At 66.3% G+C, this 25,182-nt stretch carries 23 protein-coding genes; 11 read left to right on the forward strand and 12 right to left on the reverse strand.

Annotation, left to right across the window (positions count from 1 at the left end; translation table 11 throughout):
• Window positions 1-4 precede the first annotated feature (4 nt).
• The 5 genes from rpmD to KFK14_RS01670 all read left to right on the forward strand — a co-directional run bounded on the left by rpmD (window position 5) and on the right by KFK14_RS01670 (window position 4,042).
• Complete coding sequence (gene rpmD / locus KFK14_RS01650; protein WP_212609634.1) at window positions 5-181, forward strand: 50S ribosomal protein L30; 177 nt, start codon at window positions 5-7, stop codon at window positions 179-181.
• Between the two features lie 158 nt (window positions 182-339).
• Window positions 340-879, forward strand: a complete 540-nt coding sequence (rplO, locus tag KFK14_RS01655) for a 50S ribosomal protein L15 (protein WP_070158185.1) — start codon at window positions 340-342, stop codon at window positions 877-879.
• Window positions 880-1,122: 243 nt separating this feature from the next.
• Window positions 1,123-2,487: a preprotein translocase subunit SecY gene (secY, locus tag KFK14_RS01660; protein WP_070158180.1), complete on the forward strand. Its 1,365-nt coding sequence runs from the start codon at window positions 1,123-1,125 to the stop codon at window positions 2,485-2,487.
• Window positions 2,488-2,535: 48 nt separating this feature from the next.
• Entirely contained in the window at window positions 2,536-3,186 is a 651-nt protein-coding gene (locus KFK14_RS01665; RefSeq protein ID WP_212609635.1) for an adenylate kinase, read from the forward strand.
• Window positions 3,187-3,505: 319 nt separating this feature from the next.
• A complete protein-coding gene (locus KFK14_RS01670; RefSeq protein ID WP_212609636.1) occupies window positions 3,506-4,042 on the forward strand; it encodes an SRPBCC family protein in 537 nt (178 codons plus the stop codon).
• A gap of 200 nt (window positions 4,043-4,242) precedes the next feature.
• On the opposite strand, the gene KFK14_RS01675 is transcribed toward KFK14_RS01670, so the two are convergent.
• The 3 genes from KFK14_RS01675 to KFK14_RS01685 form a co-directional block, all read right to left on the reverse strand.
• Window positions 4,243-4,674 carry an anthrone oxygenase family protein gene (locus KFK14_RS01675; RefSeq protein WP_070158186.1) on the reverse strand — a complete coding sequence of 144 codons (432 nt, stop codon included), beginning with the start codon at window positions 4,672-4,674 and terminating at the stop codon, window positions 4,243-4,245.
• 193 nt (window positions 4,675-4,867) lie between these two features.
• Entirely contained in the window at window positions 4,868-5,548 is a 681-nt protein-coding gene (locus KFK14_RS01680; RefSeq protein ID WP_212609637.1) for a class I SAM-dependent methyltransferase, read from the reverse strand.
• Window positions 5,548-6,789: a BtaA family protein gene (locus KFK14_RS01685; RefSeq protein WP_212609638.1), complete on the reverse strand. Its 1,242-nt coding sequence runs from the start codon at window positions 6,787-6,789 to the stop codon at window positions 5,548-5,550. The genes KFK14_RS01680 and KFK14_RS01685 overlap by 1 nt, the downstream gene beginning before the upstream one ends.
• Window positions 6,790-6,959: 170 nt before the next feature.
• Between KFK14_RS01685 and KFK14_RS01690 the strand changes: the two genes are divergently transcribed.
• A complete protein-coding gene (locus tag KFK14_RS01690; protein ID WP_070157924.1) occupies window positions 6,960-7,991 on the forward strand; it encodes an acyltransferase family protein in 1,032 nt (343 codons plus the stop codon).
• 105 nt (window positions 7,992-8,096) lie between these two features.
• On the opposite strand, the gene KFK14_RS01695 is transcribed toward KFK14_RS01690, so the two are convergent.
• From KFK14_RS01695 to KFK14_RS01720, 6 genes are all read right to left on the reverse strand, one after another.
• A complete protein-coding gene (locus KFK14_RS01695; RefSeq protein WP_070157918.1) occupies window positions 8,097-8,390 on the reverse strand; it encodes a hypothetical protein in 294 nt (97 codons plus the stop codon).
• A gap of 297 nt (window positions 8,391-8,687) precedes the next feature.
• Complete coding sequence (locus KFK14_RS01700) at window positions 8,688-9,590, reverse strand: transglutaminase family protein (RefSeq protein WP_212609639.1); 903 nt, start codon at window positions 9,588-9,590, stop codon at window positions 8,688-8,690.
• The gene (locus KFK14_RS01705; protein ID WP_212609640.1) at window positions 9,587-12,073 is read right to left on the reverse strand and encodes a circularly permuted type 2 ATP-grasp protein; all 2,487 of its coding nucleotides are present in this window, start codon (window positions 12,071-12,073) and stop codon (window positions 9,587-9,589) included. Before KFK14_RS01705 ends, KFK14_RS01700 begins: the two co-directional genes overlap by 4 nt.
• 19 nt (window positions 12,074-12,092) lie before the next feature.
• Complete coding sequence (locus KFK14_RS01710) at window positions 12,093-15,407, reverse strand: transglutaminase family protein (RefSeq protein WP_212610977.1); 3,315 nt, start codon at window positions 15,405-15,407, stop codon at window positions 12,093-12,095.
• Between the two features lie 372 nt (window positions 15,408-15,779).
• Entirely contained in the window at window positions 15,780-16,301 is a 522-nt protein-coding gene (locus tag KFK14_RS01715; protein ID WP_246525004.1) for a Clp protease/crotonase-like domain-containing protein, read from the reverse strand.
• A gap of 328 nt (window positions 16,302-16,629) precedes the next feature.
• Window positions 16,630-17,256, reverse strand: a complete 627-nt coding sequence (locus KFK14_RS01720) for an arylesterase (RefSeq protein ID WP_212609642.1) — start codon at window positions 17,254-17,256, stop codon at window positions 16,630-16,632.
• Window positions 17,257-17,314: 58 nt separating this feature from the next.
• Between KFK14_RS01720 and KFK14_RS01725 the strand changes: the two genes are divergently transcribed.
• From KFK14_RS01725 to KFK14_RS01745, 5 genes are all read left to right on the forward strand, one after another.
• Entirely contained in the window at window positions 17,315-18,031 is a 717-nt protein-coding gene (locus KFK14_RS01725) for an ABC transporter ATP-binding protein (protein WP_212609643.1), read from the forward strand.
• Window positions 18,028-20,559 carry an ABC transporter permease gene (locus KFK14_RS01730; protein WP_212609644.1) on the forward strand — a complete coding sequence of 844 codons (2,532 nt, stop codon included), beginning with the start codon at window positions 18,028-18,030 and terminating at the stop codon, window positions 20,557-20,559. The genes KFK14_RS01725 and KFK14_RS01730 overlap by 4 nt, the downstream gene beginning before the upstream one ends.
• A 148-nt stretch (window positions 20,560-20,707) precedes the next feature.
• Window positions 20,708-21,187 carry a 50S ribosomal protein L13 gene (gene rplM, locus KFK14_RS01735; RefSeq protein ID WP_083277135.1) on the forward strand — a complete coding sequence of 160 codons (480 nt, stop codon included), beginning with the start codon at window positions 20,708-20,710 and terminating at the stop codon, window positions 21,185-21,187.
• Complete coding sequence (gene rpsI / locus KFK14_RS01740) at window positions 21,187-21,723, forward strand: 30S ribosomal protein S9 (protein ID WP_083277134.1); 537 nt, start codon at window positions 21,187-21,189, stop codon at window positions 21,721-21,723. The genes rplM and rpsI overlap by 1 nt, the downstream gene beginning before the upstream one ends.
• 89 nt (window positions 21,724-21,812) lie before the next feature.
• Entirely contained in the window at window positions 21,813-21,992 is a 180-nt protein-coding gene (locus KFK14_RS01745) for a hypothetical protein (protein ID WP_070158223.1), read from the forward strand.
• Window positions 21,993-22,257: 265 nt separating this feature from the next.
• Here the strand turns inward: KFK14_RS01745 and KFK14_RS24305 are convergent, their stop codons facing one another.
• The 3 genes from KFK14_RS24305 to KFK14_RS01760 are packed head-to-tail and all read right to left on the reverse strand — an operon-like array spanning window position 22,258 to window position 25,179.
• Window positions 22,258-22,614, reverse strand: coding sequence for an excalibur calcium-binding domain-containing protein (locus tag KFK14_RS24305; RefSeq protein ID WP_343227781.1), 357 nt, complete (start codon window positions 22,612-22,614; stop codon window positions 22,258-22,260).
• A 58-nt stretch (window positions 22,615-22,672) separates the two neighbouring features.
• A complete protein-coding gene (locus tag KFK14_RS01755) occupies window positions 22,673-24,064 on the reverse strand; it encodes an efflux transporter outer membrane subunit (RefSeq protein ID WP_212609645.1) in 1,392 nt (463 codons plus the stop codon).
• Window positions 24,061-25,179: an HlyD family secretion protein gene (locus KFK14_RS01760; RefSeq protein WP_212609646.1), complete on the reverse strand. Its 1,119-nt coding sequence runs from the start codon at window positions 25,177-25,179 to the stop codon at window positions 24,061-24,063. The genes KFK14_RS01755 and KFK14_RS01760 overlap by 4 nt, the downstream gene beginning before the upstream one ends.
• Between the last annotated feature and the right edge of the window lie 3 nt (window positions 25,180-25,182).

Here is a 25,182-nt window from a genome sequence, read left to right on the forward strand (position 1 = left end):
GGACATGGCAACCATCAAGATCAAGCAGATCGGTTCGCCGATCCGCCGCCCGGAAAGCCAGAAGAAGATTCTGATCGGCCTGGGCCTTGGCAAGATGCATCGCGTGGTCGAGCTTCAGGACAGCGCGGAAATCCGCGGCATGATCAAGAAGCTCCCCCACATGGTGGAAGTGATCGACTAAATACCGTCATCCCAGCGCAGGCTGGGATCTCGGGCCGCTGGGCGCTCCCTTTATAGGGCGCGCCCAGTCTCATGAGGCCCCAGCCTTCGCTGGGGCGTCGATCGAATGGCAAGGTGCCATTCGATCTAGCGCGACAAAAGCGAAAGCGAGTGCACGACATGACTTTCAAACTGAACGACATCAAGGACAATGACGGCGCCCGCAAGGGCCGGATGCGCGTTGGACGCGGCATCGGCTCCGGCAAGGGCAAGACCGCCGGTCGCGGCCAGAAGGGCGCCAAGGCGCGTTCGGGCGTCGCCATCAACGGGTTTGAGGGTGGCCAGATGCCGCTCCACATGCGCATCCCGAAGCGCGGCTTCAACAACATCTTCGCCAAGGATTACGCCATCGTGAACCTGGGCGCGATCCAGAAGGCCGTCGATGAGGGCAAGCTGGACGCCAAGGCGACCATCGATCAGGCCGCTCTGCGCGCCGCCAACCTGTCGCGCGGCGGCAAGGATGGCGTCCGCCTGCTCGGCAAGGGCGATTTCTCCGCGAAGCTGACCTTCTCCGTCGCCGGCGCGTCGAAGGGCGCTGTCGAGGCGGTCGAAAAGGCTGGCGGCAAGGTCGAGATCCTGACCGTCGTCCCCGCCGCCGAGAAGGCCGCGGCGAAGAAGGGTTCGGCCAAGGCCGCCGCCAAGGCTGCCGGCAAGAAGTAAGCCCGTTCAAACGGCTTGAACGAACGACCCCGCTGCCCGATATGGGCCGGCGGGGTTGTTTGCTTCCGTCACCCCTGCGAAAGCGGGGTCCCGCTGCACTGGGAACAGAAGCGGGTTTGCCCGTGGCGACCTGTCGTTCCTGCCTTCGCAGGAATGACGTGTATGCTAGACGATCCGTATGCACTCCCTTAAGGGGGGCGAGTCCGGCGGGGTCTGTCCCGTCGCATTGAAGGTTATCCAAGAATGGCATCGAGAGCCGATCAGCTTGCATCCAATCTTAGCCTGGCGAAATTCAGCCAGGCGACCGAACTCAAGAAGCGCCTCTGGTTCACCTTCGGCACGCTGATCGTGTTCCGCTTTTTGAGCTTCGTGCCGCTGCCGGGCGTTGACCCGACCGTGCTGGCGGAGCTTTACAAGCAGACGCAGGGTGGCATCCTCGACATCTTCAATACCTTCTCCGGTGGTTCGCTGCAGCGCATGAGCCTCATCGCGCTCGGCGTCATGCCCTACATCACCGCATCCATCGTGGTGCAGCTCGCCTCGACCCTCTCGCCGCAACTTGCCGCGATCAAGAAGGAAGGGGAGAGCGGCCGCAAGAAGCTCAACCAATATACCCGCTATGGCACGGTCGGCCTGACCGCGATTCAGGGCTATTTCATCGCCGTCGGCCTTGAAAGCTTCGGCGCGCAGTCCGGGCTGCAGGCGGTGGTGGAGCCGGGCATGCTGTTCCGCCTGACCGCGGTGGTCTCGCTGATCGGCGGCACCATGTTCCTGATGTGGCTGGGTGAGCAGATCACTTCGCGCGGCATCGGCAATGGCGTGTCGCTCATCATCATGGCGGGCATCGTCGCCCAGCTTCCCGTCACCCTGTCCAACCTGTTCAAGTCGGGCCGCGAAGGGTCGATCTCCGGCCTCTTGATCATGGGCTTCCTGATCCTGGTCCTCGCGCTGGTCGCCTTCATCTGCTTCATGGAGCGGGCGCAGCGCCGGGTGCTGATCCAATATCCCAAGCGCCAGACGCGCCAGGGCATGATGCAGGCGGATCGCAGCCACCTGCCGCTGAAGGTCAATACTGCGGGCGTCATCCCGCCGATCTTCGCCTCCTCGCTGCTGCTGATGCCGCTCACCATTTCGCAGTTCGCGGGGCAGACGGTCGCCGGCGACAGCAAGATGGGCGATTTCGTCCTAACGCTGAACCAGTATCTCTCGCACGGCAGCCCGGTCTATATGGCCCTGTACGGCCTTGGCATCGCCTTCTTCTGCTTCTTCTACACCGCGGTTGTGTTCAACCCGGAGGAGACGGCCGACAATCTGAAGAAGAATGGCGGCTTCATCCCCGGCATCCGTCCGGGCAAGAATACCGAAAATTATCTGGATTATGTGCTCACCCGCATCACCGTCATCGGCGCGGCCTATCTGGTCATCATCTGCCTGGTGCCGGAATTTCTGATCGCCCGCGCCGGCATTCCATTCTACCTTGGTGGAACTAGCTTGCTGATCGTGGTCAATGTAACGGTGGACACCGTGACCCAGATTCAAAGCCATCTGCTCGCCCATCAATATGGCGACCTCATCAAGAAGGCGAAGCTAAAGGGCCGCATGCGCTAAGGGGCCACCTGCCTCTTGGCGACGCATAACAGGGGAGATTTTGCGCGCATGAACATCATCCTGCTTGGCCCGCCGGGCGCCGGTAAAGGCACTCAGGCGACTCGCCTCGTGGACAGCCGCGGCATGGTTCAACTGTCCACCGGCGACATGCTCCGCGCGGCGGTGAAGGCTGGCACGCCGACCGGCGTGAAGGCGAAAGCGGTGATGGAGGCGGGTGAGCTTGTCTCTGACGAGATCGTGTCCGGCATCATCGGTGAGGCGCTCGACGCGCTCCCGGCGGCCACTGGCGCCATCTTCGACGGCTATCCGCGTACGGAGGCGCAGGCGCTCTCGCTCGACGACATCCTGTCCGACCGCAAGCGCACCCTTGATCATGTGATCGAGCTGGAAGTCGATGAAGATGCGCTGGTCGAGCGCATCACGGGCCGCTTCACCTGCGGCACTTGCGGCGAGGGCTATCACGACAAGTTCAAGACCCCCAAGGTTGAGGGCGAGTGCGACAAGTGCCACGGCCATGAGTTCAAGCGCCGTCCCGACGATAATGAGGAAACCGTGCGCACCCGCATGGCCGAATATCGCGCGAAGACCGCGCCGATCCTGCCGATCTATGAGGCGCGCGGCATCGTCAGCCGGGTCGACGGCATGGCCGACATGAATGACGTGACCGTCGCCATCGCGGCGATCCTCGACGGGAAATAGGCATTGGGGGGAGGCGACATAGCCTCCCTTAGTCTCGCTGGCCCCTAAGCCCTGCGCGCCATAAAACGACCTTCATGCTCCTGCGAAAGCAGGAGCCCAGGGTTCTGGACACAGCGCTCGTGGCTCTGGGCTCCTGCTTTCGCAGGAGCACGCTGTGTCTCGAGGCCATCAAACAGCGCAGGGCAGGGGTTTCCTCCGGCTGAGCCGCCCTCCTCGCGCGACCCGCGTGAACGGCCCGGCGCGAACGATCCGCCACCGCCCACCACCTCTTGATCCCCCTCCGCATCGCGCCGATGCTCCCCGCAAAGAGGGGGGCATCATGATGCGAGTCGGTTTTTCATCCTGCGCGGCACTGGCTCTGGCCGCGTTCATCACGCCCGCCGCCGCGAAGGTCGCGTCCAGCAGCGACAGCGGCTTCGCCGTCTCCCACACCGCATCCGTAAAGGCACCGCCCGCGACGGTCTGGGCAGCGCTCCTGACGCCGGGCAAATGGTGGAACGGCGAACATAGCTGGTCGCAGGACGCCGCCAATCTGACCCTGGCCGCAAAGCCGGGCGGCTGCTTCTGCGAGACGTTGCCCAATGGCGGCTTTGCCGAACATGCCCGCGTGATCTTCGCCGCGCCCGACAAGAGCCTGCGCCTGTCCGGCGCGCTGGGTCCGCTGCAGGGGGAGGCGCTGACCGGCACCCTCACCGTCACGCTCGCCCCCGCATCCGGCGGCACGACGCTGACCTTCGACTATGTTGTCGGCGGCTACGCCCGCTTCCCCCTCACGTCGATCGCCGCACCCGTAGACGGCGTGATCGGCGAACAGCATGCGCGGCTGGTGCGCTTTGTTGAGACGGGGAAGCCTTGAGCGGTCGGACGCCTGATCCTGATGGTAGACGGGGGGCGGACATCATCGCCGCAATATAATCCCGCCATCCCAACACACTGCCGTCATCCCGGACTTGATCCGGGATCCATGAGCCTCAACCATTGCATGAATGCTCCATAGCAGAGCCAATGGATGCCCGTCCGGCCGCTTGCCCTTGGCGAACATCGTGGAACCAGCCGCTAGTTCCCGCTCGCCAGCGCCACGGCAAAGAGCAGGGCCGCCGCGCAGCCAAGGCCGCTCCTGACATTGTGGAGCTTCCCCCATTTCAGCAGCAGGGTCCGGCTTTCCGGCCCGGCCTGATCCGGCGTTATCGCCTTCAGGCGGTTGTTGACCGGCATGATCGCCAGAAGCGTGAACGGCCAATTGGCGAGCAGCACCAGGCTTCCCAGAACATAAAGCCATTCGCCCGACATATGCCAGGCGGCCAGTCCCGCCACGCCGCCGGCGATCGCCAGCCCGGATTGGATCGGCAAGGCCCGGCTATAGCTCGGCTGCCATTGCGCAAGAAGGGGGGCATCGTCCAACTGTAAACGCGCGGGATGCTCGACAAGACTGATATATCCCGCCGCGCCTGTGAAAAGCGTGGCGCAGACAAGAGCGGCGATCGACATCGGCAAGATGAATATCCTCGGCATGAGCCGGGAAGACGCCAATCCATAGCCAGCGTCTTCCCAAGCAGGTTGGGTCAACGCCGTGGCTGGGAAGAACCCCGTATCGGGGCGCAGGAGCTACCGACCTGCAACTCTATTTTCGGCATGGCATGTATCGCGGCATTGCCGCGGCTTGGCAAGTCCGAACGCGCCCTTACCCCCGCAACACCGCCGCCCAGGCATAGCCGCGATACAGCGGCGTAAACTCCAGCGTCATCCGCCGCCGCTGCGCCACATCCTCCAGCACGGGCCTGAGGTCGCCGCGCGGCTGGACATGGAAATGCGCCAGCCAGGCGAACAGGCCGTTGCGGAACGCCGCCGGCAACCGTTCCTGCTGCCCGAAATCGACGATATGCATCGCGCCGCCGGGGGCCATCGCGTCGGCCGCCTCGTCGATCGCCAGCTCCCATCCGGGGATCATCGACAGCGTGTAGGACAGGAATATCCGGTCGAACCTCTCCCGCCCGAAACAGCGCCCGGCGTCGAACCGCGTCGCGTCCGCCTGCGCCAGCGCCACGCGCGATCCCAGGCCGCGCTTCACCACCGCTTCGGACGCGGTTTCCAGCATCGCCGCGCTGATGTCCAGGCCGCAGAAATGCGCGCCCGGCCACGCCTTCGCCGCCGCGATCAGGTTACGCCCCGTGCCGCAGCCTATCTCCAGCACGCTGCATCCCGGCTGCGCGTCCAGCGCCCGGATCATCCTGTCCCGGCCCAGCAGATAATATTTGCGGGTCGCGTCATATATGTGCCGCTGCGTGCGGTAGATGCCGTCCATCCGCGCGCCATGATCGGCGGCTATGCCTTCGGCCCGGACGCTTCCCGCACGGTCCAGCATCACCGGTCCTTCAGCACATAGAGATGGACGCCGCCATAAATGGCCGACCGGTCGCGGCGGGTATAATCCTCCGACCGCGCCTCCTCATAATGCCAGCGGTCGAGCAGCGCCTGCGGCAACCGTCCGGGCAGCAGGCTTGGCCGCGCCGCCGTGCGGAACACGACGCGCGCGCCGGGGCGGGCCGTGCGCGTGATGCCGGTCCACAGGTCGGTCAGTTGCTCGTCCGTCATCCAGTCCTGCGCATCGAGCAGGATATAGCGGTCCAACGCCCCGTCGGGCAGCGCCGCCAGATGGTCGGTAAAGTTGCGGTGATGGATGGCGATGCGGTCCACGCGCCCGGCAATGTCGCCATAATGCGCTTCCTCCAGATAGGGGGGCAGCGGCGCTTCCGCAGCGTCGCCATAGCCCCGTCCGAACGCCTGCCAGGCGAAATAATTCTGCCGGATGTCGAAATCGCAGGCCAGCTTTTCCAGCCGTTGCCGCAGCACGGCCGCCATGCCCTCCGCCTCGCCGTCGCACAGCGCGCTATATTGGGCCGGCGGAATGCCGAGGCCAAACAGCGACGCGGGCTGCTGCGTCAGCCAGCGCACGAACTTCTTCTCGAAGATCGGGGCCATGCGCGTTTCGAAAATGTGGCGCTGCTCCTCCACGCTTTCCGCATCCAGCATCTCGCGCGGGTCAACGCGATACAGCTTCGCCACCAGATGCGCGCCGCCGATGAACTGGCCCAACAGCCCCTTGGTATAGAAATTCCGCCCGAACGCGCCGATCCGCCGCCGCCCGGTCAGGTCGCGTCCCTCCCAGTAGCGCCGCGACACCTCGTCCAGATGCGGCCGGACATGGGTCTCATAGGCTTCGATATTCTCGCGCTGGCCCGACCGGGCGAAGAAGCGCTGGAACGCCGCATGATCGGGCAGGTGCCGCGCCGCCGCCAGCTTCAACCGCCCCAGCGCGACATGCGCGGTGTTGAGGTCTACCGCCGTCACTGACCGGGGATCGGCGGTCAGGTAGGACAGCATGTTGCACCCGCCGCTGGCGATGGTGATGACATCGCTGTCCGGTCCGATCTCCAGCGCCTCCATGTCGACCACCGGGTCCTCCCAGATCTGCGCATAGACCAGCCCCCGGAACGCCAGCGAGAAGGTGCGTTCCAATACGCCGCTCTTGCTGAGGTTGCCGTGCCGGTGAACGGCGTCGCCGACGGCGCGCTGGGTTGCGATGCGGGGGGATGGAGAGGCCATGACGGGTTGTCCTGTGATGCATGGGATCGCCGCCGCCTAGCGCCCGCCCGTGACCGCGCGATGACGTTTCGCGGTCAGTGATGCGACAGTTTCGTTCCGCGCATGCGGCAAATTGTTCCGTCACCGTAATTACGGGGTTGTTAACCCAGATTGCCTAAATGCTTCCGAATATGAACGCGGGACTGGGAAAGAAGCGGCGGCTGACCGAACTTGACGCCTTGCGCGGCATCGGGGCGCTGGCGGTCGTCATCTTCCACTACACCACGCGCTTCCACGAAAAATTCCCGGACGCGCCGCATGTGCCCTTCGGCTTTTTCGGCGGCAATTACCGGGTGCTGCTGTTCTTCGCCATTTCCGGCTTCGCGATCTTCTTCACGCTGGACAAGGTGCGGACGGTCCCGGATTTCCTCCTGAACCGCTTCTCCCGCCTCTATCCTGCCTATTGGGTGGCGATGCTGCTGACGCTGACGGTCGAATATCTCGGCCGCGTCACGGCGCTGCAGATACCGTCCCTCGATATCGTCGCGAACGTCACCATGCTGGAGGGATTCGTGTTCCTTCAGGCGGTCGACGGCGCCTATTGGACGCTGACCGTGGAGATCGCCTTCTACGTGTCGATGCTGATGCTGTGGAAGGGACCGGGGACGAAGCGGCTGGAGCCGGTCTTGCTGCTCTGGCTCGCCGCCAAATGGCTGCTCGCCTTCTGGCCGGGCATGCCCGAACGCATCGTGATGCTGCTGGTGCTGCGCTACATCCCCTTCTTCGCCATCGGCATGCTCAGCTATCGCGTCTGGGCGGGCAAGCGAAGCTGGACGCAGCAAATGCCCTATCTCGCCGCCGTGCTGCTCACCATCGCGCTGTTCGACACGCCGGATCTGCTGCTGGTCGGCGTCCTGCTCGTCGGCTGCTTCTGGGCGATGGTGGAGGGGAAGCTCGGTTTCCTCTGCGTCCGCCCGCTGCTCTGGATCGGCTCGATCAGCTATTCCCTCTATCTGGTGCACCAGAATATCGGTTTTGTCGTGATGCTGAAGGCGGACGCCGCGGGCCTCAGCCCCTGGCTCGGCTTCGCGCTCGCCATCGCGATAGCGATCAGCCTGGGCGCGGCCGTCAATCATTATGTCGAAAAACCCGCGGCAAAGGCGATCATGGCCTGGTGGAAGAGGCGGCGGGAGCCTGTCGGCGAACCGGCGGCGGCGGAGTAAAAGCTATACTCCGTTCGCCCTGAGCTTGTCGAAGGGCTGTCCTTTTCTTCAAAAGAAAGTGCAGGGCTTCGACAGGCTCAGCCCGAATGGAATTTGGCGCTACCCCTAAAAATCCGCCGCCGTGATCGTCAGCCCGCGATGCATCACAAAGGCGCTCCCCGCCTCATAGATTGAGGAAAAACGCTGGTTCTGATAGGCTGACGCGATCGCCGCCTCCACCCGGTCGCGGATCGCGCCCGCCTTGGTGACGGTATCGCCCTCGACGCCGGGCGCGGCCTTGTCGATCAGGGTGCGGTGGATCAGCGCCAGCAGCAGCGACCCGCCGTCATTGACATGGATCTGCAGGTCCCAGCCCATATTGTCGGCGGTATCCCACCGGACTTCCAGATCGTTCGTCATGTCGCTTGTCCCCTGTTAACCATGATAGACCAGCGAAAACTCCGTATTCAAGGGGGTTTAGGCTATGGCCCGCCGATCCGCAGGGGAAGCGCAACACGCCCGCCGGGTATTCTGCCGCGCCGGAATGAGCGATTTGCGGCGATTCCTTCCCTCAAAGGAGGGATTACTGTGATCACCCGTGCTCCTGCGAAAGCAGGAGCCCAGTTCGGACGCTGGAACTGGGTTCCTGCCTCCGCAGGAACACGCCAACCGTCAGAAAATCTGCCGCGCAGGCGACAAATCCCCGGACCCGTCCGCTCAACTCGCGCTTTCCGCCGCCCATTCGGAGTGGGGCGATACATCGACGGAGGTATCCAGCGACTGGGCGGTCTTGCCCATGAACACCCCGTCGATGGGCGCGACATCGGAATAATCCCGCCCGAACGCGATGACGATATGGTCCGGCCCGGTGATGCAGCGGTTGGTGGGGTCAAGGCCGATCCAGCCCCGCTGCGGCCCGCACCACAGCATCACCCAGGCGTGCATGGCGTCCACCCCCGCCAGCCGCGGCTGTCCGGGCGGGGGCAGGGTGCGCAGATAGCCGCTGGCATATCCCGCGGGCAGGCCGGCCGAACGCAGCGCGCCGATCAGGATATGGGCGAAATCCTGGCAGACCCCCCGCCGGATCGCAAAGGCCTGGGCCAGCGGCGTGTCGGCATCCGTGGCGGCGCTGTCGTACCGGAACCCGTCGGTGATCGCGCAGCACAGCGCAAAGCCCGCCTCCAGCACGGGCCTGTCCTGCGTCAGCCACGCCGCCGTCCATGCCGCGATATCGGGCAGGGCGGGCACGCGCGGGGAGGGGAAAAGGAAATTGGCGGGCGCGGTGCCGCCCAGCCCCGGAAAGGCGATGGCCTCCGCCGCCACGGCCGCGACCGTGGGGTCGGACGGCAATATCTCCGGCCGCGTATCGTCGATGGTCGCGATGAACTGGCTGCGGATTTCCAGCGCGTCCAGCGGCTCGTCGATCACCACCCGCGTCACATTCACCGGGAAGGGACCGGCGCGGGTGGACAGGCTGCGCGGCGATGGGCTGACGGTCAGGCCGAACCCCTCGATCACCTGCCCCGGCCAGTGGCACGGCTGCAGCCGGACATTGAACCGCGCATTGCCGATGGTCGCGCCATAATGGATGCGGGAGACATGATTGACGCGATAGATCATGCCAGGCGCGTCACCCCGGCGGCGCGCTCCGCCTCCTTGCCGCGCAGGAAGAATCGCGCGCCAACGGCGTCGGACAAAGCGAGCAGATGCTGCTCCATCTCCTCCAGCGCCTGGCTCCCCAGCGTCTCGGCCGACGCCGAAGCCAGCAGGGCGGATACCGTCGCCGCGATCTTCACCGGCGGTTCGGGCATGCCGTCGTCCCGCAGTGAGGGCAGGGCGGCCAGATGTTCGACGATCAACGCCATTTGAAACGCCAGCGATCGCGGATTCTGCGCCTCCAGCGCCAGCATGTCGCGCGCCGGATAGAGGGAGATGCCCGACAAATAGCGCATCCGGTACATGATCTGGCAGTCGCACAGATCGAGGAGGACGTTGAGGTCGTCGGCGCTCGCCTCGTCATGCGCGAAACTTTTGAGCAGACGGCAGATCGTCACCGCCCGCTCGATCCGCCGCCCCAGATCGTGGAAGCGCCAGCCATGGCTGCGCCCCATATTCTCCGCCGCCAGGCCCGACAGCGCCGAAAAACGGTCGAGTAAGTCGGCCAGCCGCTCCAGCATCGGTTCGGCCGCCTGTTGCTCCAGCTTGGCGAGCGGCTTGGCCAGCAGCCGCCAGAAATCCATCGCCAGCCGGTCCCGCATGCCCTGCCCAATCGCGCGGGCATTGCCGATCAGGGAGTGGACGCTGCCGAAATCCTCGCCGCTGCCGATCGCCGCGCGGGCCAGCGCCGTCACGGATCCCGCCAGGTCGATCTGCCGCGCCGCGCCGGACGCCACCAGCATCGCCGTCATCCGGCCCATCGTGCCCTGGTCCAGCGCCGATCCGCCATCCGCCTCTATCGATCCGCCCAGCAGGGCGCGCACGACGCGCAGCGTATTCTCGCCCCGCTCCAGATAGCGGGCCAGCCAGAACAGATTGTCCGCCGCCCGGCTCGGCAACGTCCCCGCGATCCGCCGGATCGGCGGGGAGGGGCTGGAGTCCAGCAGGGAGACCGGCGATTGCGGCGCATGCCCCACGATGCACACGTCGGCGGACAGGTCGCCCTCGCCCATCAGCACCGCGCGCACGTCGCCATGGGCGGAAAGCCGCGCGAACGCGCCCGGCATCGTCCGCCATCCGCCCTTGCTGTCGCGCGTCACGAACACGCGCAGGGTGAAGGGGCGGGCGACCATCCGGCCGTTCAATATGGCGGGCGTTGTCGATACGCGGACCAGCTCCTGGCCCACATAGTCCATCGGCCGCCGCTCCATCCCCTCCATTAGCGCGGCGCGCTGGTCGGCGCGCAGGCTTTCGCCGATATGCGACCCCGCATCGTCCAGCCCCGCCACCGCCTCGCCGAACGCCGAACCGATCGCCATGCTGTCAATGTCGGCCAGCACCTTGGCCCGTTCCGCTGGCTGCCCGCACCACCATGTCGCGATATTGGGCAGCAGCAGGTCCTGCCCCAGCACTTCCTGCGCCAGCCTTGGCAGGAACGCGGCAAAGGCGCGGGATTCGATGATGCCGGACCCCGGCCAGTTGGCGACGGCCAGTCCGCCATTGCTGAAGGCGTGAAACAGGTCGGGCACCCCGATCCGCGTCCGCGCGTCGAACTCCAGCGGGTCCAGCAGGCTGGTGTCCATCCGCCGCCATACGGCGTCGATCCGCTTGATGCCCTCTATCGTGCGCACATAGAGGCGGTCGTCGCGCACGGTCAGGTCGTCGCCCTCGACCAGCAGGAAGCCCAGATAGCGGGCCAGATGCGCCTGCTCGGCATAGCTTTGGGTGAAGCGCCCCGGCGTCAGCAGGGCGATGCGCGGGTCGCTCCGCTCGCATACCGACGCCAGCCCCTGCCGGAACGCGGCGAAGAAGGGGGCCAGGCGGCGCACATTCATCCGGCTCAGCAGGTCGCCGGTCGCGCGGGACAGCGCCAGCCGGTTCTCCAGCGCATATCCCGCGCCCGTCGGCGTCCGGCACAGGTCGGCCAGCACCCGCCATTCCCCGTCCGGCCCGCGCGCCAGATCGGCGGCATAGAAATGCAGGTGGCGGCCGTGCGGCGGCGTCACGCCCGCCATCTGCGGCCAGAAATGGGTGCTGCCGGTGATCACCGGGGCGGGGATCGCGCCGGACTTGATCAGCATCTGCGCCCCGTACACATCGGCGATCACCTGCTCCAGCAGGTCGGCGCGCTGCGCCATCGCCTGTTCGATCCCGGCCCATTCGTCGGAGCCGATCAGCAGCGGGATGGGGCTGAGCGGCCAGCTTCGCTCGTCATCCTCCCCGGCCAGGCGGAACGCCATGCCCAGATCCTGCACCTGCCGCGCGACCCGGTCCTGCAGGGGCGCGAAATCGCCCGTGCCCGCCACTGCAAGCCCGGCCAGCATGGCGCGCCAGTGCACCGCCATGTCGGGCGCGGCCTCCAGCATCAGGTCGCCGCCCGCCGCATCCGTCACATAATGGCGGAGCAGGGCGTCCTCCCTCGGCGCGGTCAGCATATCCTCGGCCATGATCAGTCTGCGGCCACGGTCAGCGGGGCGGCCGGCGCAGGTCCAGCGTCATCGGAAACTCTCCCGGATATTCCTCCGGCGGAATCGCCGCCGCGCCCGGCGTATGGCCATGATCCTGGAACCGCGCCTTGCGCCGCGCTTCGGCCTCATAGCTGTTGACCGGAACGTCATCATAATTGCGTCCGCCCGGATGCGCGACATGATAAACGCACCCGCCCAGCGACCGTCCGCTCCATGTGTCGAGTATGTCGAAGGTCAGCGGCGCGTTGGAGGGCAGGCGGGGGTGCAGGCAATTTGCCGGCGTCCACGCCTTGTACCGCACGCCCCCCACCGCCTCGCCCGGAACGCCCGTCGCGGTCATCGGCACGCGGCGGCCATTGCAGGTGACGACATGCCGCTCGGCATTCAGGCCCGCGACCCGCACCTGCAGCCGCTCGGTCGAACTGTCGACATAGCGCACCGTGCCGCCGATCGCGCCCGTCTCGCCCAGCACATGCCATGGCTCCAGCGCATGGGCGATCTCCAGCGTCACGCCGCCCGCTTCGACCGCGCCATGCACGGGGAAGCGGAACTGCCGCTGCGCCTCGAACCAGGCCGGGTCGAAATCATAGCCAGCGCCTTTCAGGTCGCCCAGCACCTCAAGGAAATCGCTCCACACGAAATGCGGCAGCATGAACCGGTCGTGCAGCGTCGTGCCCCACCGCACCAGCCCGCCCTGCAACGGCTCGCGCCAGAACCACGCGGTCAGCGCGCGCAGCACCAGTTGCTGCGCCAGGCTCATCTGCGCGTCGGGCGGCATCTCGAACCCGCGAAACTCGACCAGACCCAGCCGCCCGGTCGGCCCATCGGGCGAAAACAGCTTGTCGATGCAGATTTCGGTGCGGTGGGTATTGCCCGTCACATCGACCAGCAGGTTGCGGAACAGGCGATCGACCAGCCATGGCGGGGGAGTTTCCCCTTCGCCCCCCATTTCCTTGGGCTTGGGCACCTGCGCCAGCGCTATCTCCAGCTCGAACAGCCCGTCATGCCGCGCCTCGTCGATACGCGGCGCCTGGCTGGTCGGGCCGATGAACAGGCCGGAAAAAAGATAGCTGAGCGACGGGTGCCGCTGCCAGTAGATCACGAAGCTCTTGAGCAGGTCCGGCCGCCGGATGAAGGGCGAATCATTGAGGCTCGGCCCGCCCAACACCAGATGATTGCCGCCGCCGGTGCCGATCGCGCGCCCGTCCACCATGAACTTGTCCGCGGTCATGCCGTTGCGCCGGGCGATCGCATAGACTTCCTCGGTGATCTTCACCGTCTCGGCCCAGCTCTCCGCCGGCTGCACATTGATCTCGATCACGCCGGGGTCGGGCGTGACCTTCAGCACTTTCAGGCGCGGGTCGGACGGCGGTGCATAGCCCTCTATCCGTACCGGCACGCGCATCTGCTCTGCGGCGGCCTCGACCTCGGCGATCAGCTCCAGATAATCGTCCAGCGCCTTTACCGGCGGCAGGAATACGGACAGGAAATGCCCCTTCGGTTCCACCGTCACGGCGGTGCGCACTGCGCCCTCGATGATCTTCTGCTCGACCCGCTCCTGCGCGTCGGCGCCCTCCGCAGCGCCCACCCGCTCGGCGCGCTGCTCGCGGAAATCGGGCAGCGGCTCGCGATCCTCGCTCGGGTCCTGCGCATGGATATAGGGGAAGTCCGAAGGCGGCACATAGGGCAGGGAGCCGAGCGGCAGGCGGTATCCCAGCGCCGAATCCCCTGGCACCGCGAACAGCTTGCCGCGCCGCACATTCCATATCTCGCTCTGCCAGGCCTTCGCCTTCACTTCGCTCTGCCACCGCTGGACGGGCAGGACATAGCCGACCGGATTGGACAGCCCCCGCTCGAACGTGCGCACCATCCGCGCCCGCGCTTCGGGATCGTCGATCTTCGGGTCTTCCGGCGATGTGTTTTCCGGCAGATCGGCTTCCTTCACCGACCAGGCCAGCGCATCCTCGAACACCGGCCGCACATAATCCCGGTCGAGGCCAAGGCCCGCCGCCATCGCGTCCAGGAACGCCGCCGCCATCTCCGCCGTGGCCGGGGGCAGCCCGGCCGCATCCTCATTGGCGATCAGCGACACGTCCCGCCACGCCGGAACGCCGTCCGCGCGCCAGTAGATAGCATAGGCCCAGCGCGGCAGGCTCTCGCCCGGATACCATTTGCCCTGCCCATGATGCAGCAGCGCCCCCGGCGCGAAGGTCTCGCGCAGTTCCCGCACCACCTTGTCGGCATAGCCCGCCTTGGTCGGTCCAACCGCGTCGCCATTCCACTCAGGCGCCTCGCCCCCGTCCACCGCCACGAAGGTCGGCTCGCCGCCGGTGGTCAGCCGCACGTCTTGGCGTTTCAGGTCCGCGTCCACCGTCTCGCCCAGCGCCATCAGCGCGTCCCACCGCCTGTCGGTAAAGGGCTTGGTGATCCGCACTGCCTCGGCGATGCGGGACACGCTCATCTCGAAATGGAAATCGACCTCGGCGGGTTCGGCCATGCCGCTGATCGGCGCGGCGGACCGGTAATGCGGCGTCGCGCACAGCGGGATATGCCCCTCGCCCGCGAACATGCCCGATGTCGCGTCCAGTGCGATCCACCCCGCGCCCGGCACATAGGCCTCCGCCCAGGCATGCAGGTCGACCACATCCTGCGTGACGCCCTTCGGCCCTTCAACCGGCTCCACGTCCGCGACCAACTGGATCGAATATCCCGACACGAACCGCGCCGCAAAGCCCAGCCGCCGCAGCAGTTGCACCAGCAGCCAGGCGCTGTCCCGGCATGACCCGATGCCGGCTTCCAGCGTTTCCTCCGGCGTCTGCACACCGCTTTCCATGCGGATGACGTAACCGATGCGCTTCTGCAGCGCCGCGTTGATCTCCACCAGGAAATCGATCGTCCGGCCTTCATGGTTTGCATGCTCGGCGACCAGCGCCTCGAACAGCGGCCCTTGCGGCTCGACATCATGATAGGCGGCCAAATCCGCCGCCAGCCCCTCGTCATAGGCGAAGGGATAGTCCTCCGCATAGGGATCGACGAAGAAGTCGAACGGATTGATGATGTCCAGATCGGCGAGCAGATCGACCTCGATGGAGAAGCGGTCGACCGGATCGGGAAAGACGATCCGCGCCAGCCAGTTGCCATGCGGGTCCTGCTGCCAGTTCAGGAAATGCCCCGCCGGCTCGATCTTCAGCGCATAATTGGGAATCTTGGTCCGGCTGTGCGGGGCGGGGCGAAGGCGAATGACCTGCGGCCCTAGCCGGATCGGCCGGCTATATTTGTAGGATGTAAGGTGGTGCAGGCCCGCTTTCAGCATTTCTCCAGCAAACGTCATCCGCTGCTGCGATGCAACACGAAAATACATATCCCTCTCCCCTTGAGGGAGAGGGCTACGCAGACTTGGCGGCTCTGCCGCCTAGTCGTAGCTGGTGAGGGGTAAGCGAACCTGCCCCCCTCTATCGTCATTCCGGCGAAAGCCGGAACCCATCTCGCCTCCGGGTCTGTTACTCTCATGGGAAAGATGGGTCCCGGCTTCCGCCGGGATGACGAGGACGGGGGATGGACTTTAACTCGGCATATCCACAATATCCGTTCGGGCTGAGCTTGTCGAAGCCCTGCACTTCTCTGCGGTGTTGAAAGAAATGCAGCCCCCTTCGACTGCCCGCCTGCGGCAGGCGCTCAGGACAGGCTAAATCACCGCCTCCACCAACCCCAGATTCAGCGCCTCCTGCGCCTCCAGATACCAATTCTCCGTCGCCCGCTGCAGCACGTCGTCCAGCGTGATCGTCGATCCCAGCACAAGATTGGCGAACCCCTCATTCTGGATCGCGATACTCGCCTCGATCTCGTTGATCGTGGCCTTCAGCGACGCGATGCAGGTGGTCAGCGGTCCCTGCACGTTCAGTGTCTTGGTCAGCATCCGCTCATGGATCATCAGCCGCGTGCCGCGTGTCAGGTAACGGTTCTGCCGCGCGAAGAAGCTCATGAAGGTCGCGCCGGCCGAATAGATCGCCGTCTTGCCCAGAAAGACCAGCCGCCGCTCCGGGTGCATGTCGCTGTGGAACCGGATGTCCTCGCCCATCATCCGCGCCACTTCCGGGTCGCCGCCCAGCGTCGACAGCTCGACCGCCACCAGCCCCTGCTGCGGCGCCTGCGACAGCATGTTCCGGAAATGCGCATACATATTATAGTCCACCGGCCCGCTCAGCATGATCGCGGGAAATTCGAAATCCTTGGGCGTCAATATGTCGGGATAGGGGGCGACGGGGGCCTGCGCCGCAGTGACCTGGGGCGGGGAAATATCGGCCGTCTGCTTCTGCGGAGCGGGGGCGAAAAGCGTGTCGGTCATGAACCTCTCATGCGTGAACGGGGCGCGATGCGCTCAGGAACTTGTCCTGTCGAGCGGCCGCGTGCTCCTGCGAAAGCAGGAGCCCAGTTCCAAGCTCTGAACTGGACTCCTGCTTTCGCAGGAGCACGCGCTCTCTGTCAGGACTGGCCCTAAACGGCGCGCGGCGGCCTTTGTTGCAGGAGAAACGAACTTATTTCCCCAGCGCCTTCTTCACGCTCGGCGCGATGCCCCGCACCACAACCGCCACGCCCGGCCCGGTCGGATGCATATTATCCTTGAGCAGCAGCTTCGGATTGCCCGTCACCCCGCGCAGGAAAAAGGGGTAGAGCGGCGCGCCATATTGCTTGGCCAGCGCTGGATAGATGGGGTTGAACTTTTTGGCGTAATCGCTGCCCAGATTGGGCGCGGCCAGCATGCCCGCCAGCAGCACCGGCATCTTCCGCTTTTTCAGCTCCGCAAGGATCGCCGACAGGTTCGCCCGCGTCTGCGCCGGGTCGATCCCGCGCAGCATGTCATTGCCGCCAAGCTGCACGATCACCAGATCGGGCTTCTGCTTCATCGACCGCAGCACCCAGTCCAGCCGCGCCCGCGCCTGCGCCGTGGTGTCGCCGGATACGCCCGCATTCTGCACCCGCACGGCGATCTTCTCCCGCCGCAGCGCCGCCTCCAGTTGCGCGGGGAAGGCTTCGGCGGGTTTCAGCCCATATCCGGCCGTCAGGCTGTCGCCGAACGCCAGGATCACCTTGTCCGCGGCATGGGCGGGCGCGGCGGCCAACAGCATAATCGCAAGCATCCCTTGGGCCATCACTTGGATCATGCGCCGCACTGCACCATATAGTCCCCGATCATTCCGCATCCGAAAGCCTTCTCCGTCGATGAATCAGCCTCATATCGTGATCGAAGCCCGCGATGTCACCCTGTCGCTGGGAAAAGGCTCCGCGCGCGTCGACATATTGAAGGGCATCCATCTGGATGTCGCATCCGGCGAAAGCCTGGCGCTGCTCGGCCCCTCCGGTTCCGGCAAGTCGTCGCTGATGGCGGTCCTCTCCGGCCTGGAACGCGCGACGGGCGGCAGCATCCGTGTCGCCGATGCGGATTTCGGCGCGCTGGATGAGGATGGGCTGGCCCTGGCCCGGCGCGGCCGGATCGGCATCGTGCTTCAGGCTTTCCACCTGCTCCCCACCATGACCGCGATAGAGAATGTGGCGGTTCCGTTGGAACTGGACGGCGTGGAGGACGCCTTTGCGCGGGCGGAGAAGGAATTGACCGCCGTCGGCCTCGGCCACCGCCTTTCCCACTACCCGGCGCAGCTTTCGGGCGGAGAGCAGCAGCGCGTCGCCATCGCCCGCGCCATCGCGCCGCGCCCGGCGCTTCTGTTCGCGGATGAGCCGACCGGCAATCTCGACGCCGCCACTGGCCAGTCGATCATGGACCTGCTGTTCGCGCGCCAGCGGGAAACCGGCGCGACGCTGGTGATGATCACCCATGACGAGGCGCTCAGCCGCCGCTGCGACCGCATCGTCACGATGCGCGACGGTGTGGTGATCAGCGACCATGATGGAGATGGGCCAAATGGAGACGGGCGCGCATGATGCTCGCCCTGCGCATGGCGGTGCGGGAATTGCGCGGCGGCCTCACCGGCCTGCGCCTGCTCGCCATTTGCCTGTTCCTCGGCGTTGCCGCGCTCGCGGGCGTCGGCAGCCTCGGCGCGGCGATCGACGCGGCGCTTGCCGGGCAGGGGCAGGCGATCCTTGGCGGCGACATCGCCTTCGACCTGAACCAGCGCCCCGCCAACGCCATTGAACGCGCCGCCATGCGCGGGGAAGGGCAGGTGTCGCAGATCATCCGCATGCGCGCGATGATCGCCCGGCCGGACGGGCAGGAAGCGATCCTGTCGGAGCTGAAGGCGGTCGATAACGCCTATCCCCTCTACGGCCGCTTGACCCTGGAGAAAGGCGCGATCGCGGATCGCCCCCGCCATGACGAGGTCGCGCTGGGCGAGGCGCTGGCCGACCGCCTCCGCGTCCGCCCCGGCGGGCAGGTCCGCATCGGCGAGCGGCTGTTCCGCGTCGCGGGCGTCATTGCCGACGAACCCGACCGGCTCGGCTCCGGCTTCGCCTTCGGCCCGACCGCGCTGGTGACGCTCGACAGTCTGGAGGCGACCCGGCTGATCCAGCCCGGCAGCATCTATAATGTCCAGTATCGCATCCGCATTCCTGCCGGATCAGACCCGCAGGCCGCCATCGCCCGAATCAACGCCGCCTCGCCCGACGCCCGCTGGGAAGTGCGCGACCGCAGCAACGGCGCGCCGGGCGCCCGCCGCTTCCTCGAACGTATGGGGCAATTCCTCGTCCTTGTCGGCCTGACCGCTTTGGTGGTTGCCGGGATCGGCGTCGGCAATGGCGTCACCGGCTATCTGGAGGGGAAACGATCCTCCATCGCCACGCTGAAGGCGCTGGGCGCATCCTCCCGCACCATCTTCCTCACCTATCTGTTCCAGATCCTGCTGGTCGCCGCCGGGGGAATCGCCGCGGGCATCATCGTCGGCGCACTCCTCCCGCCTGTCATCACCGCCGTCGCGGGCGACGCATTGCCCATCCCGCCGCGACTCGCTCTCTACCCCGCGCCGTTGTTGACCAGCGCCGCCTATGGCCTGCTCACGGCATTGCTGTTCGCGGTGATCCCGCTGGCGCAGGCGCGGCGGGTGCGCGCAACCACGCTTTTCCGGGGCGAATTGGAGCCTGTGCGCGGTGCTGGCTGGGCCGTGATCACCGTCGCATTCCTCATCGCATTCGCCATCGCAGGACTGGCTGTCCTGACCGCGAAGGAGCCGCGCCTCGCCCTCTGGTTCATTGCCGCCGCCGTTGGCCTGCTGGCGCTGCTGACGCTGGTGGGCGGCGCGGTCCAGCGCCTCGCCGCGCTGCTGCCCCGCCCGCGCCATCCCCTTGCGCGCCTCACCCTTGCCAATCTCCACCGCCCCGGCGCGCAGACCAGCCGCCTCGTCATCGCGCTCGGCCTTGGCCTGTCGCTGTTCGCGACGCTGGCGGTGGTCGAAACCAACCTGTCGGGCCAGATGGCGACCAGCATTCCGAAAAAAGCGCCCAGCTTCTTCGCCATCGACATTCCCTATGACGGGGTTGACCGTTTCCGCCAGATCGTCGACGGCCATGCCCCCGGCGCGGACATCGTGACGGTGCCCTCGCTGCGCGGCCCGGTCGTCGCCGTCCGCGACCAGCGGGTGTCGGACATGAAGAATATCCCCGACGACGCCTGGATTTTGCGCGGCGACCGGGGCCTCACCTATGCCGACACGCTTCCGGCCGGAAACCGCATTGTCGATGGCGCCTGGTGGCCGAAGGATTATGCCGGGCCGCCGCTCGTCTCGGTCGATCTGCGCGCCGCCAAGGCATTGTCGCTGAAGGTCGGCGACATGCTGACCGTCTCCGTTCTCGGCGTCGAAATCCCCGCCCGAATCGCCAGCCTGCGGGAAATCGACTGGGATTCCATGGGTCTCAACTTCGGCATGATCTTCTCGCCCAGCGCGCTGGCGGGCGCGCCGCACAGCTATCTGGCGACGATCACCCTGCCGGACGCGAAGGGTGAAGGCGGGGGCGGGGCCGCCATCGCCACGCAGGAACGCGCCATCAACCGCGACATCGCCCGCGCCTTCCCCTCCGCCTCGCTGATTCGCGTGAAGGAAGTGATCTCGACGCTCGGCGACCTTTTGGGTCAGTTATCCACCGCCGTCCGCGCCGCTGCCTCGGTCGCTGTCGCCGCCGGAATCGCCGTGCTTGTGGGCGCCATCGCCGCCGCCCGCCGCGCCCGCACCTATGATTCGGTGCTGCTGAAGCTGCTGGGCGCGACCCGGCGTCAGGTGCTGGCGATGCAGGCGATGGAATATGCCGCGCTGGCCTTCATCGTCGCCTTCATCGCCTTCGCCGTGTCGGTCGTGGGCGGCTGGTATGTGGCGGTGCATGTGCTGGGGCTGGAATGGGCGCCGGACTGGACGATTGTGCTGCTGACGCTGGGAATCGGCGCATTCCTGACGATCGCGCTTGGCCTCATCGGCTCGCTTCCGGTGCTGGCCGCGCGTCCCGCCTCCGCCCTGCGCCAGCTTTGAGGGGCGCATTGCGGGGGCCTGTCGCGATACCGTCTCGCAAAGCGGCCCAAACGCTTGACTTATCCGTCTCCACCCGTCATTAGCGCGCGCTTCGAGTGGTGATCGGTTTTCCGGTCGCCTTCGCACGACATCAACAGGAGTAGTCGCCATGAAGGCGCTAATGAAGACCACCAAGCCGGCGACCCCGGCTACGGTCGAGAAGAAATGGGTTTTGATTGACGCCGAGGGCCTCGTCGTTGGCCGCGCTGCGTCGATCATCGCCAACATTCTGCGCGGCAAGCACAAGCCGAGCTACACGCCCCATGTCGATTGCGGTGACAATGTGATCATCGTCAACGCCGCCAAGGTGAAGTTCACCGGCAAGAAGCTGACCGACAAGGTCTATTACAAGCACACCGGTTATGCCGGCGGCATCAAGGGCGTCACCGCCGGCAAGGTGCTGGAAGGCCGCTTCCCGGAGCGCGTGCTTGAAAAGGCGATTGAGCGCATGATCCCCCGTGGTCCGCTTGGCCGTCAGCAGATGCGCAACCTGCGCGTTTTCGCCGGCGCCGAACACAGCCACGAATCGCAGAACCCAGAAGTGCTCGACCTCGCGTCGCGCAACCGCAAGAACAAGGTCGGTGCCTAATGTCCGATAACCGCCAGTCCCTGTCCGATCTCGCAGAGCTGACCGCAGCCGCGCCTGCCGCCGTCGCATCCGCGCCGGTTTCGGCCGAAGCCGCCGCTCCCGTTTCGGCCGCACCCTCCGCGCCGCTGCGCCAGCAGGAAATCGACGGTCTCGGCCGCGCCTACGCCACCGGCCGCCGCAAGGACGCCGTGGCCCGCGTGTGGGTGAAGCCCGGCACCGGCAAGATCACGGTCAATGGCCGCGATCAGGAAATCTATTTCGCCCGTCCGACCCTGCGCCTGGTAATCAACCAGCCGTTCGGCGTGACCGAGCGCGAAGGCCAGTATGACGTGATCGCCACCGTCAAGGGCGGCGGTCTTTCGGGTCAGGCCGGTGCGGTCAAGCACGGCATCAGCCAGGCGCTGACCAAGTACGAGCCTGCCCTGCGCAGCGCGGTCAAGGCCGAAGGCTTCCTGACCCGCGACAGCCGCACCGTGGAGCGCAAGAAGTACGGCCGCGCCAAGGCCCGCCGCAGCTTCCAGTTCTCGAAGCGCTAAGCTTCGGCAACACCGATATTCGGGAAGGGGCGGTCTTGCGGGGCCGCCCTTTTCTTTTTGGCCTTTTCTTTTTGGAGCAGGAGGTTCCTATGGGCGAACGCTTCGAACGGCACAAACAACCCTGGACCGCCGACGAGATCCAGAAACTCCACACCCTCGCCAAGAAAGGCATGGCATTGAAAGCCATCGCCAAGGCCCTGACCCGCAGTGAGGAATCGACAAAGGCCCGCGCCAAGCAGGACGGCCTCAGCATCGCGAAATTGCGGTAGGGTGGGACGCCCCTTCGGTTCCTATCGTTAGATTACGTCACTCCAGCGCAGGCTGCGGTCTCAGGCGATACGTCACACCTGGCCTCACGAGATCCCAGCCCGCGCTGGGATGACGAGAAGAGTGGCGATCGGGTTTCCTAGTCCGTTCGGACTGCTGACATGAGGCGCGTGACTCATGTCAGTGTCGAAGCTCTGCACTTCCCGGCATGGAAAGACGCCCCTTCGCCAGGTTCAGGGCAAGCCAAGTGCTTTCAGGGAAAGCGCCCTAATAAGCCTCACAGGCGATACCGTCGCCGTCCCCGTCCATCCCCTCGCGATAACCGGGTTCTCCGCGATATATGGGGGCTGCTCCTGCGGCTCTCGCGTCATTGCAGCCGTCCCAATAATCCCCTGCCTTGGGTGGGCGCTTCCTCATGTCGGTTGCGGCGCGAACATTCTTGACGACCTGAAGGATGGCTTCCCGGCCGCGAACCGTGGCGCCAATACCTATAAGGGCGCTCAGGCCAAGCATCGCGACAAAACCCAGGACGGTATTGAGGCTTAACAGCTTTGCTGGAGTTCGCGCATGCCACGGCAAGCGTTCAAACTCATCCAGAGATCGCAATCGTCTTCTTCCGGCCATAGCCAGAAAATCTATGCATCAATGGTTTAAGACATCTTGCTGCGGCGACCGGTACTCCTCACTCAACCCCCGCAATCGCCTCCGCGCTCCATCCGCCGCCCATCGCCTGATACAGCGCCACCCGCGCCGTCAGCGCGTCGGCCTGCGCCTGGATCAGCGCCAGTTCCGCGCCCAGCAACCCGCGCTGCGCGTCCAGTTGCTCCAGATAGGGCGAATATCCCGCCTTGTAGCGGTTGGTGGCGTAGCGGAACCCCTGTGACAGCGCATCGCGCTGCGCCGCCAATATCCGCGCCTGCTCGTCCGAATGCTTCGCCGCCGCCAGCGCATCCTCCACCTCGCGGAACGCCGTCAGCGCCGCCTTGCGATAGGCGAAGGCCGCCACATCCCGCTGCGCCCCCGCGCTCTCCGCACCGGCGCGCAGCCGCCCGCCCTCGAAGATCGGCGTCAGGATGCTGCCGCCCAGCGAAAACAGCGTCAGCGGGTCGTCGGGCAGCAGGGACGACCAGGCCAGCCCCGCCGATCCGGTGAGCGGCACGCGCGGCAGGAACCGCTTGCGCGCCGCCGCCAGAGACTTGTCCGCCGCCGCCAGTTGAAACTCCGCCTGCGCGATGTCCGGCCTGCGGGAAAGGAGGATGGAGGGCAGGCCGTCCGGGATCGCCGGTTCGGTCAGCGCCGCCAGCGCCGTCCCGCGCGCCACGGGGCCGGGCAGGTCTCCGGTCAGCGTCCGCAGCGCATTTTCCTGCCGCGCCACGCCCTGTTCCAGCGGGGGGATGATCTGCGCGGTCGCCTGATATTCGGCCTCCGCCTGCGCCAGTTCCAGCTTCGGGGAATAGCCTGCGTCCGTCCGGCTCCGCGCCAGCCGCAGCGCCTCGCCTCGCGCCTCCAGCGTCTGCCGCGCCACCGCCAGCCGCGCGTCGAGCGCCAGCAGGGTGATGTAACCGCTCGCCGCCGCGCCCGCGACCGACAGCCGCACCGAATCGCGCGCCGCCTGGCTCGCCAGCCAGCCGGACCGCGCCGCCGCCCGCGTGTCCGACAATCGCCCGAACAGGTCCACCTCCCACGTCGCCAGCACCTGCGGCTGCGCCGTCTCCTGGTCGATGGCGTTGCCGAAGGCGTTGATCGTGCGGGAATAGACCCCGCCGACCGACGCATCCAGCGTCGGCAGCAACTGCGCCCGCGCCAGCCGCTCCTGCGCCTTCGCGTCGCGGACCCGCGCGCCCGCGATCGCAATGTCCGGATTATGGGACAGCGCCTGTTCGACCAGCGCCGTCAGGGCGGGATCGCCAAACGCCTGCCACCACGCCTTATCGAGCGGCGCAGCAGGCCCGGCGTTGGTACGCCAGGCCGAAGGCGGCGCGACCGGCGCGACGTCCGCCGTCTCGACGGCTGGTCCGGCGCAGGCCCCCAGAAGGGCTGCGGCGGTCAGCAGCAGGAGGGAGGCGCGCATCATTCGCTCGTATCGATCCGGATTTCGACCGACATGCCCGGCCGCAGCCGCTTCGCCAGTTCCTGCCCCGGATCGAGCTTCACCCGCACCGCGATCCGCTGCGCGACCTTCACGAAATTGCCGGTCGCATTATCGGGCTTCAGCACCGCAAATTCCGATCCGGCGGCGGGCGACATATTCTCCACCCGGCCGGACAGTTTGGCGCTGCCCAGCGCATCGACCTTGAACGTCGCCGGCTGGCCGACCCGCATGCCCCTGGTCTGCGCTTCCTTGAAATTCGCGATCACCCACATGTCGCGGGGGACCAGGAACATGAGCTGCGTGCCCGCCGTCACATAGGCGCCGCTGCGCACGCCGACCTCGGAAAGCTGCCCGTCCACCGGCGCCCGGATGACCGTATTGTCGAGGTCGATCTGCGCCAGGTGCAGCGCCGCCCGCGCGCCCTCGACCGCTGCTTCCAGCCCGCCGCGCCCGACCAGCACGGACCGCACATCCTGCTGCCCGACCTGCTGCGCTGCGCCCGCCTGACTCACCGCCGCCTGCGCCGCCAGCAGCGCGGCGCGCGTCTGGTCCCGCTCCCGTTCGGATATGGAGCCATCGGCGACCAGCGCGTCGGCGCGCTTCATGTCGGCCTGCGCCTTCACCAGTTGCGCCCGTGCGCTGCCGATGGCGGCTTCCTGCCCGGTCAGCGCCGCCTCGCGCGACCGCTGGCTCTGCTGCGAATTTGACAGGGCCGCGATCTGCGCGGCCAGGTTCGCCTTCGCCTGCTCGACCCGCGCCCGGTAAATGCGGTCGTCGATGGTCGCCAGCACCTGCCCCTTCTTCACCGCGCCGAAATCCTGCACGGGGACGGACGTGACATAACCGTTCACCTGCGGGCTGATGATCGTCACCTTGCCCCGGACATAGGCATTGTCGGTCTTTTCCGCCCAGCCGGAAAAGGGCGGCAACTGCCATGCGTAAAGGATGGCCAGCACCGCGACCAGCGCGATCCCGACGATCACGATCACCGTGGTCCGGCTCTTGGCGGGCGGCCGCCATCCGCTTGGCGGCGGGTCGATCTGCGGATCGTCGGTGATGACGGGTTCTTCGGCCGGGGGTGCTGTGTTTTTGGTCATATG

The organism is Sphingobium phenoxybenzoativorans (assembly GCF_018286635.1).
Taxonomy (GTDB): Bacteria; Pseudomonadota; Alphaproteobacteria; order Sphingomonadales; family Sphingomonadaceae; genus Sphingobium; species Sphingobium phenoxybenzoativorans.

Bases quoted from the DNA above. Each gene is read 5' to 3' on its own strand.
- KFK14_RS01720 (WP_212609642.1), bottom strand. From the start codon at position 17,256: ATGATCCAAGTGATGGCCCAAGGGATGCTTGCGATTATGCTGTTGGCC.
- KFK14_RS01670 (WP_212609636.1), top strand. From the start codon at position 3,506: ATGATGCGAGTCGGTTTTTCATCCTGCGCGGCACTGGCTCTGGCCGCG.
- KFK14_RS01715 (WP_246525004.1), bottom strand. From the start codon at position 16,301: ATGCTGAGCGGGCCGGTGGACTATAATATGTATGCGCATTTCCGGAAC.
- KFK14_RS01705 (WP_212609640.1), bottom strand. From the start codon at position 12,073: ATGGCCGAGGATATGCTGACCGCGCCGAGGGAGGACGCCCTGCTCCGC.
- KFK14_RS01725 (WP_212609643.1), top strand. From the start codon at position 17,315: ATGAATCAGCCTCATATCGTGATCGAAGCCCGCGATGTCACCCTGTCG.
- secY (WP_070158180.1), top strand. From the start codon at position 1,123: ATGGCATCGAGAGCCGATCAGCTTGCATCCAATCTTAGCCTGGCGAAA.
- KFK14_RS01700 (WP_212609639.1), bottom strand. From the start codon at position 9,590: ATGATCTATCGCGTCAATCATGTCTCCCGCATCCATTATGGCGCGACC.
- KFK14_RS01675 (WP_070158186.1), bottom strand. From the start codon at position 4,674: ATGTCGATCGCCGCTCTTGTCTGCGCCACGCTTTTCACAGGCGCGGCG.
- KFK14_RS01690 (WP_070157924.1), top strand. From the start codon at position 6,960: ATGAACGCGGGACTGGGAAAGAAGCGGCGGCTGACCGAACTTGACGCC.
- rpsI (WP_083277134.1), top strand. From the start codon at position 21,187: ATGTCCGATAACCGCCAGTCCCTGTCCGATCTCGCAGAGCTGACCGCA.
- KFK14_RS24305 (WP_343227781.1), bottom strand. From the start codon at position 22,614: ATGGCCGGAAGAAGACGATTGCGATCTCTGGATGAGTTTGAACGCTTG.
- KFK14_RS01680 (WP_212609637.1), bottom strand. From the start codon at position 5,548: ATGCTGGACCGTGCGGGAAGCGTCCGGGCCGAAGGCATAGCCGCCGAT.
- KFK14_RS01685 (WP_212609638.1), bottom strand. From the start codon at position 6,789: ATGGCCTCTCCATCCCCCCGCATCGCAACCCAGCGCGCCGTCGGCGAC.
- rpmD (WP_212609634.1), top strand. From the start codon at position 5: ATGGCAACCATCAAGATCAAGCAGATCGGTTCGCCGATCCGCCGCCCG.
- KFK14_RS01710 (WP_212610977.1), bottom strand. From the start codon at position 15,407: ATGCTGAAAGCGGGCCTGCACCACCTTACATCCTACAAATATAGCCGG.
- KFK14_RS01745 (WP_070158223.1), top strand. From the start codon at position 21,813: ATGGGCGAACGCTTCGAACGGCACAAACAACCCTGGACCGCCGACGAG.
- KFK14_RS01755 (WP_212609645.1), bottom strand. From the start codon at position 24,064: ATGATGCGCGCCTCCCTCCTGCTGCTGACCGCCGCAGCCCTTCTGGGG.
- rplM (WP_083277135.1), top strand. From the start codon at position 20,708: ATGAAGGCGCTAATGAAGACCACCAAGCCGGCGACCCCGGCTACGGTC.
- rplO (WP_070158185.1), top strand. From the start codon at position 340: ATGACTTTCAAACTGAACGACATCAAGGACAATGACGGCGCCCGCAAG.
- KFK14_RS01665 (WP_212609635.1), top strand. From the start codon at position 2,536: ATGAACATCATCCTGCTTGGCCCGCCGGGCGCCGGTAAAGGCACTCAG.
- KFK14_RS01760 (WP_212609646.1), bottom strand. From the start codon at position 25,179: ATGACCAAAAACACAGCACCCCCGGCCGAAGAACCCGTCATCACCGAC.
- KFK14_RS01730 (WP_212609644.1), top strand. From the start codon at position 18,028: ATGATGCTCGCCCTGCGCATGGCGGTGCGGGAATTGCGCGGCGGCCTC.
- KFK14_RS01695 (WP_070157918.1), bottom strand. From the start codon at position 8,390: ATGACGAACGATCTGGAAGTCCGGTGGGATACCGCCGACAATATGGGC.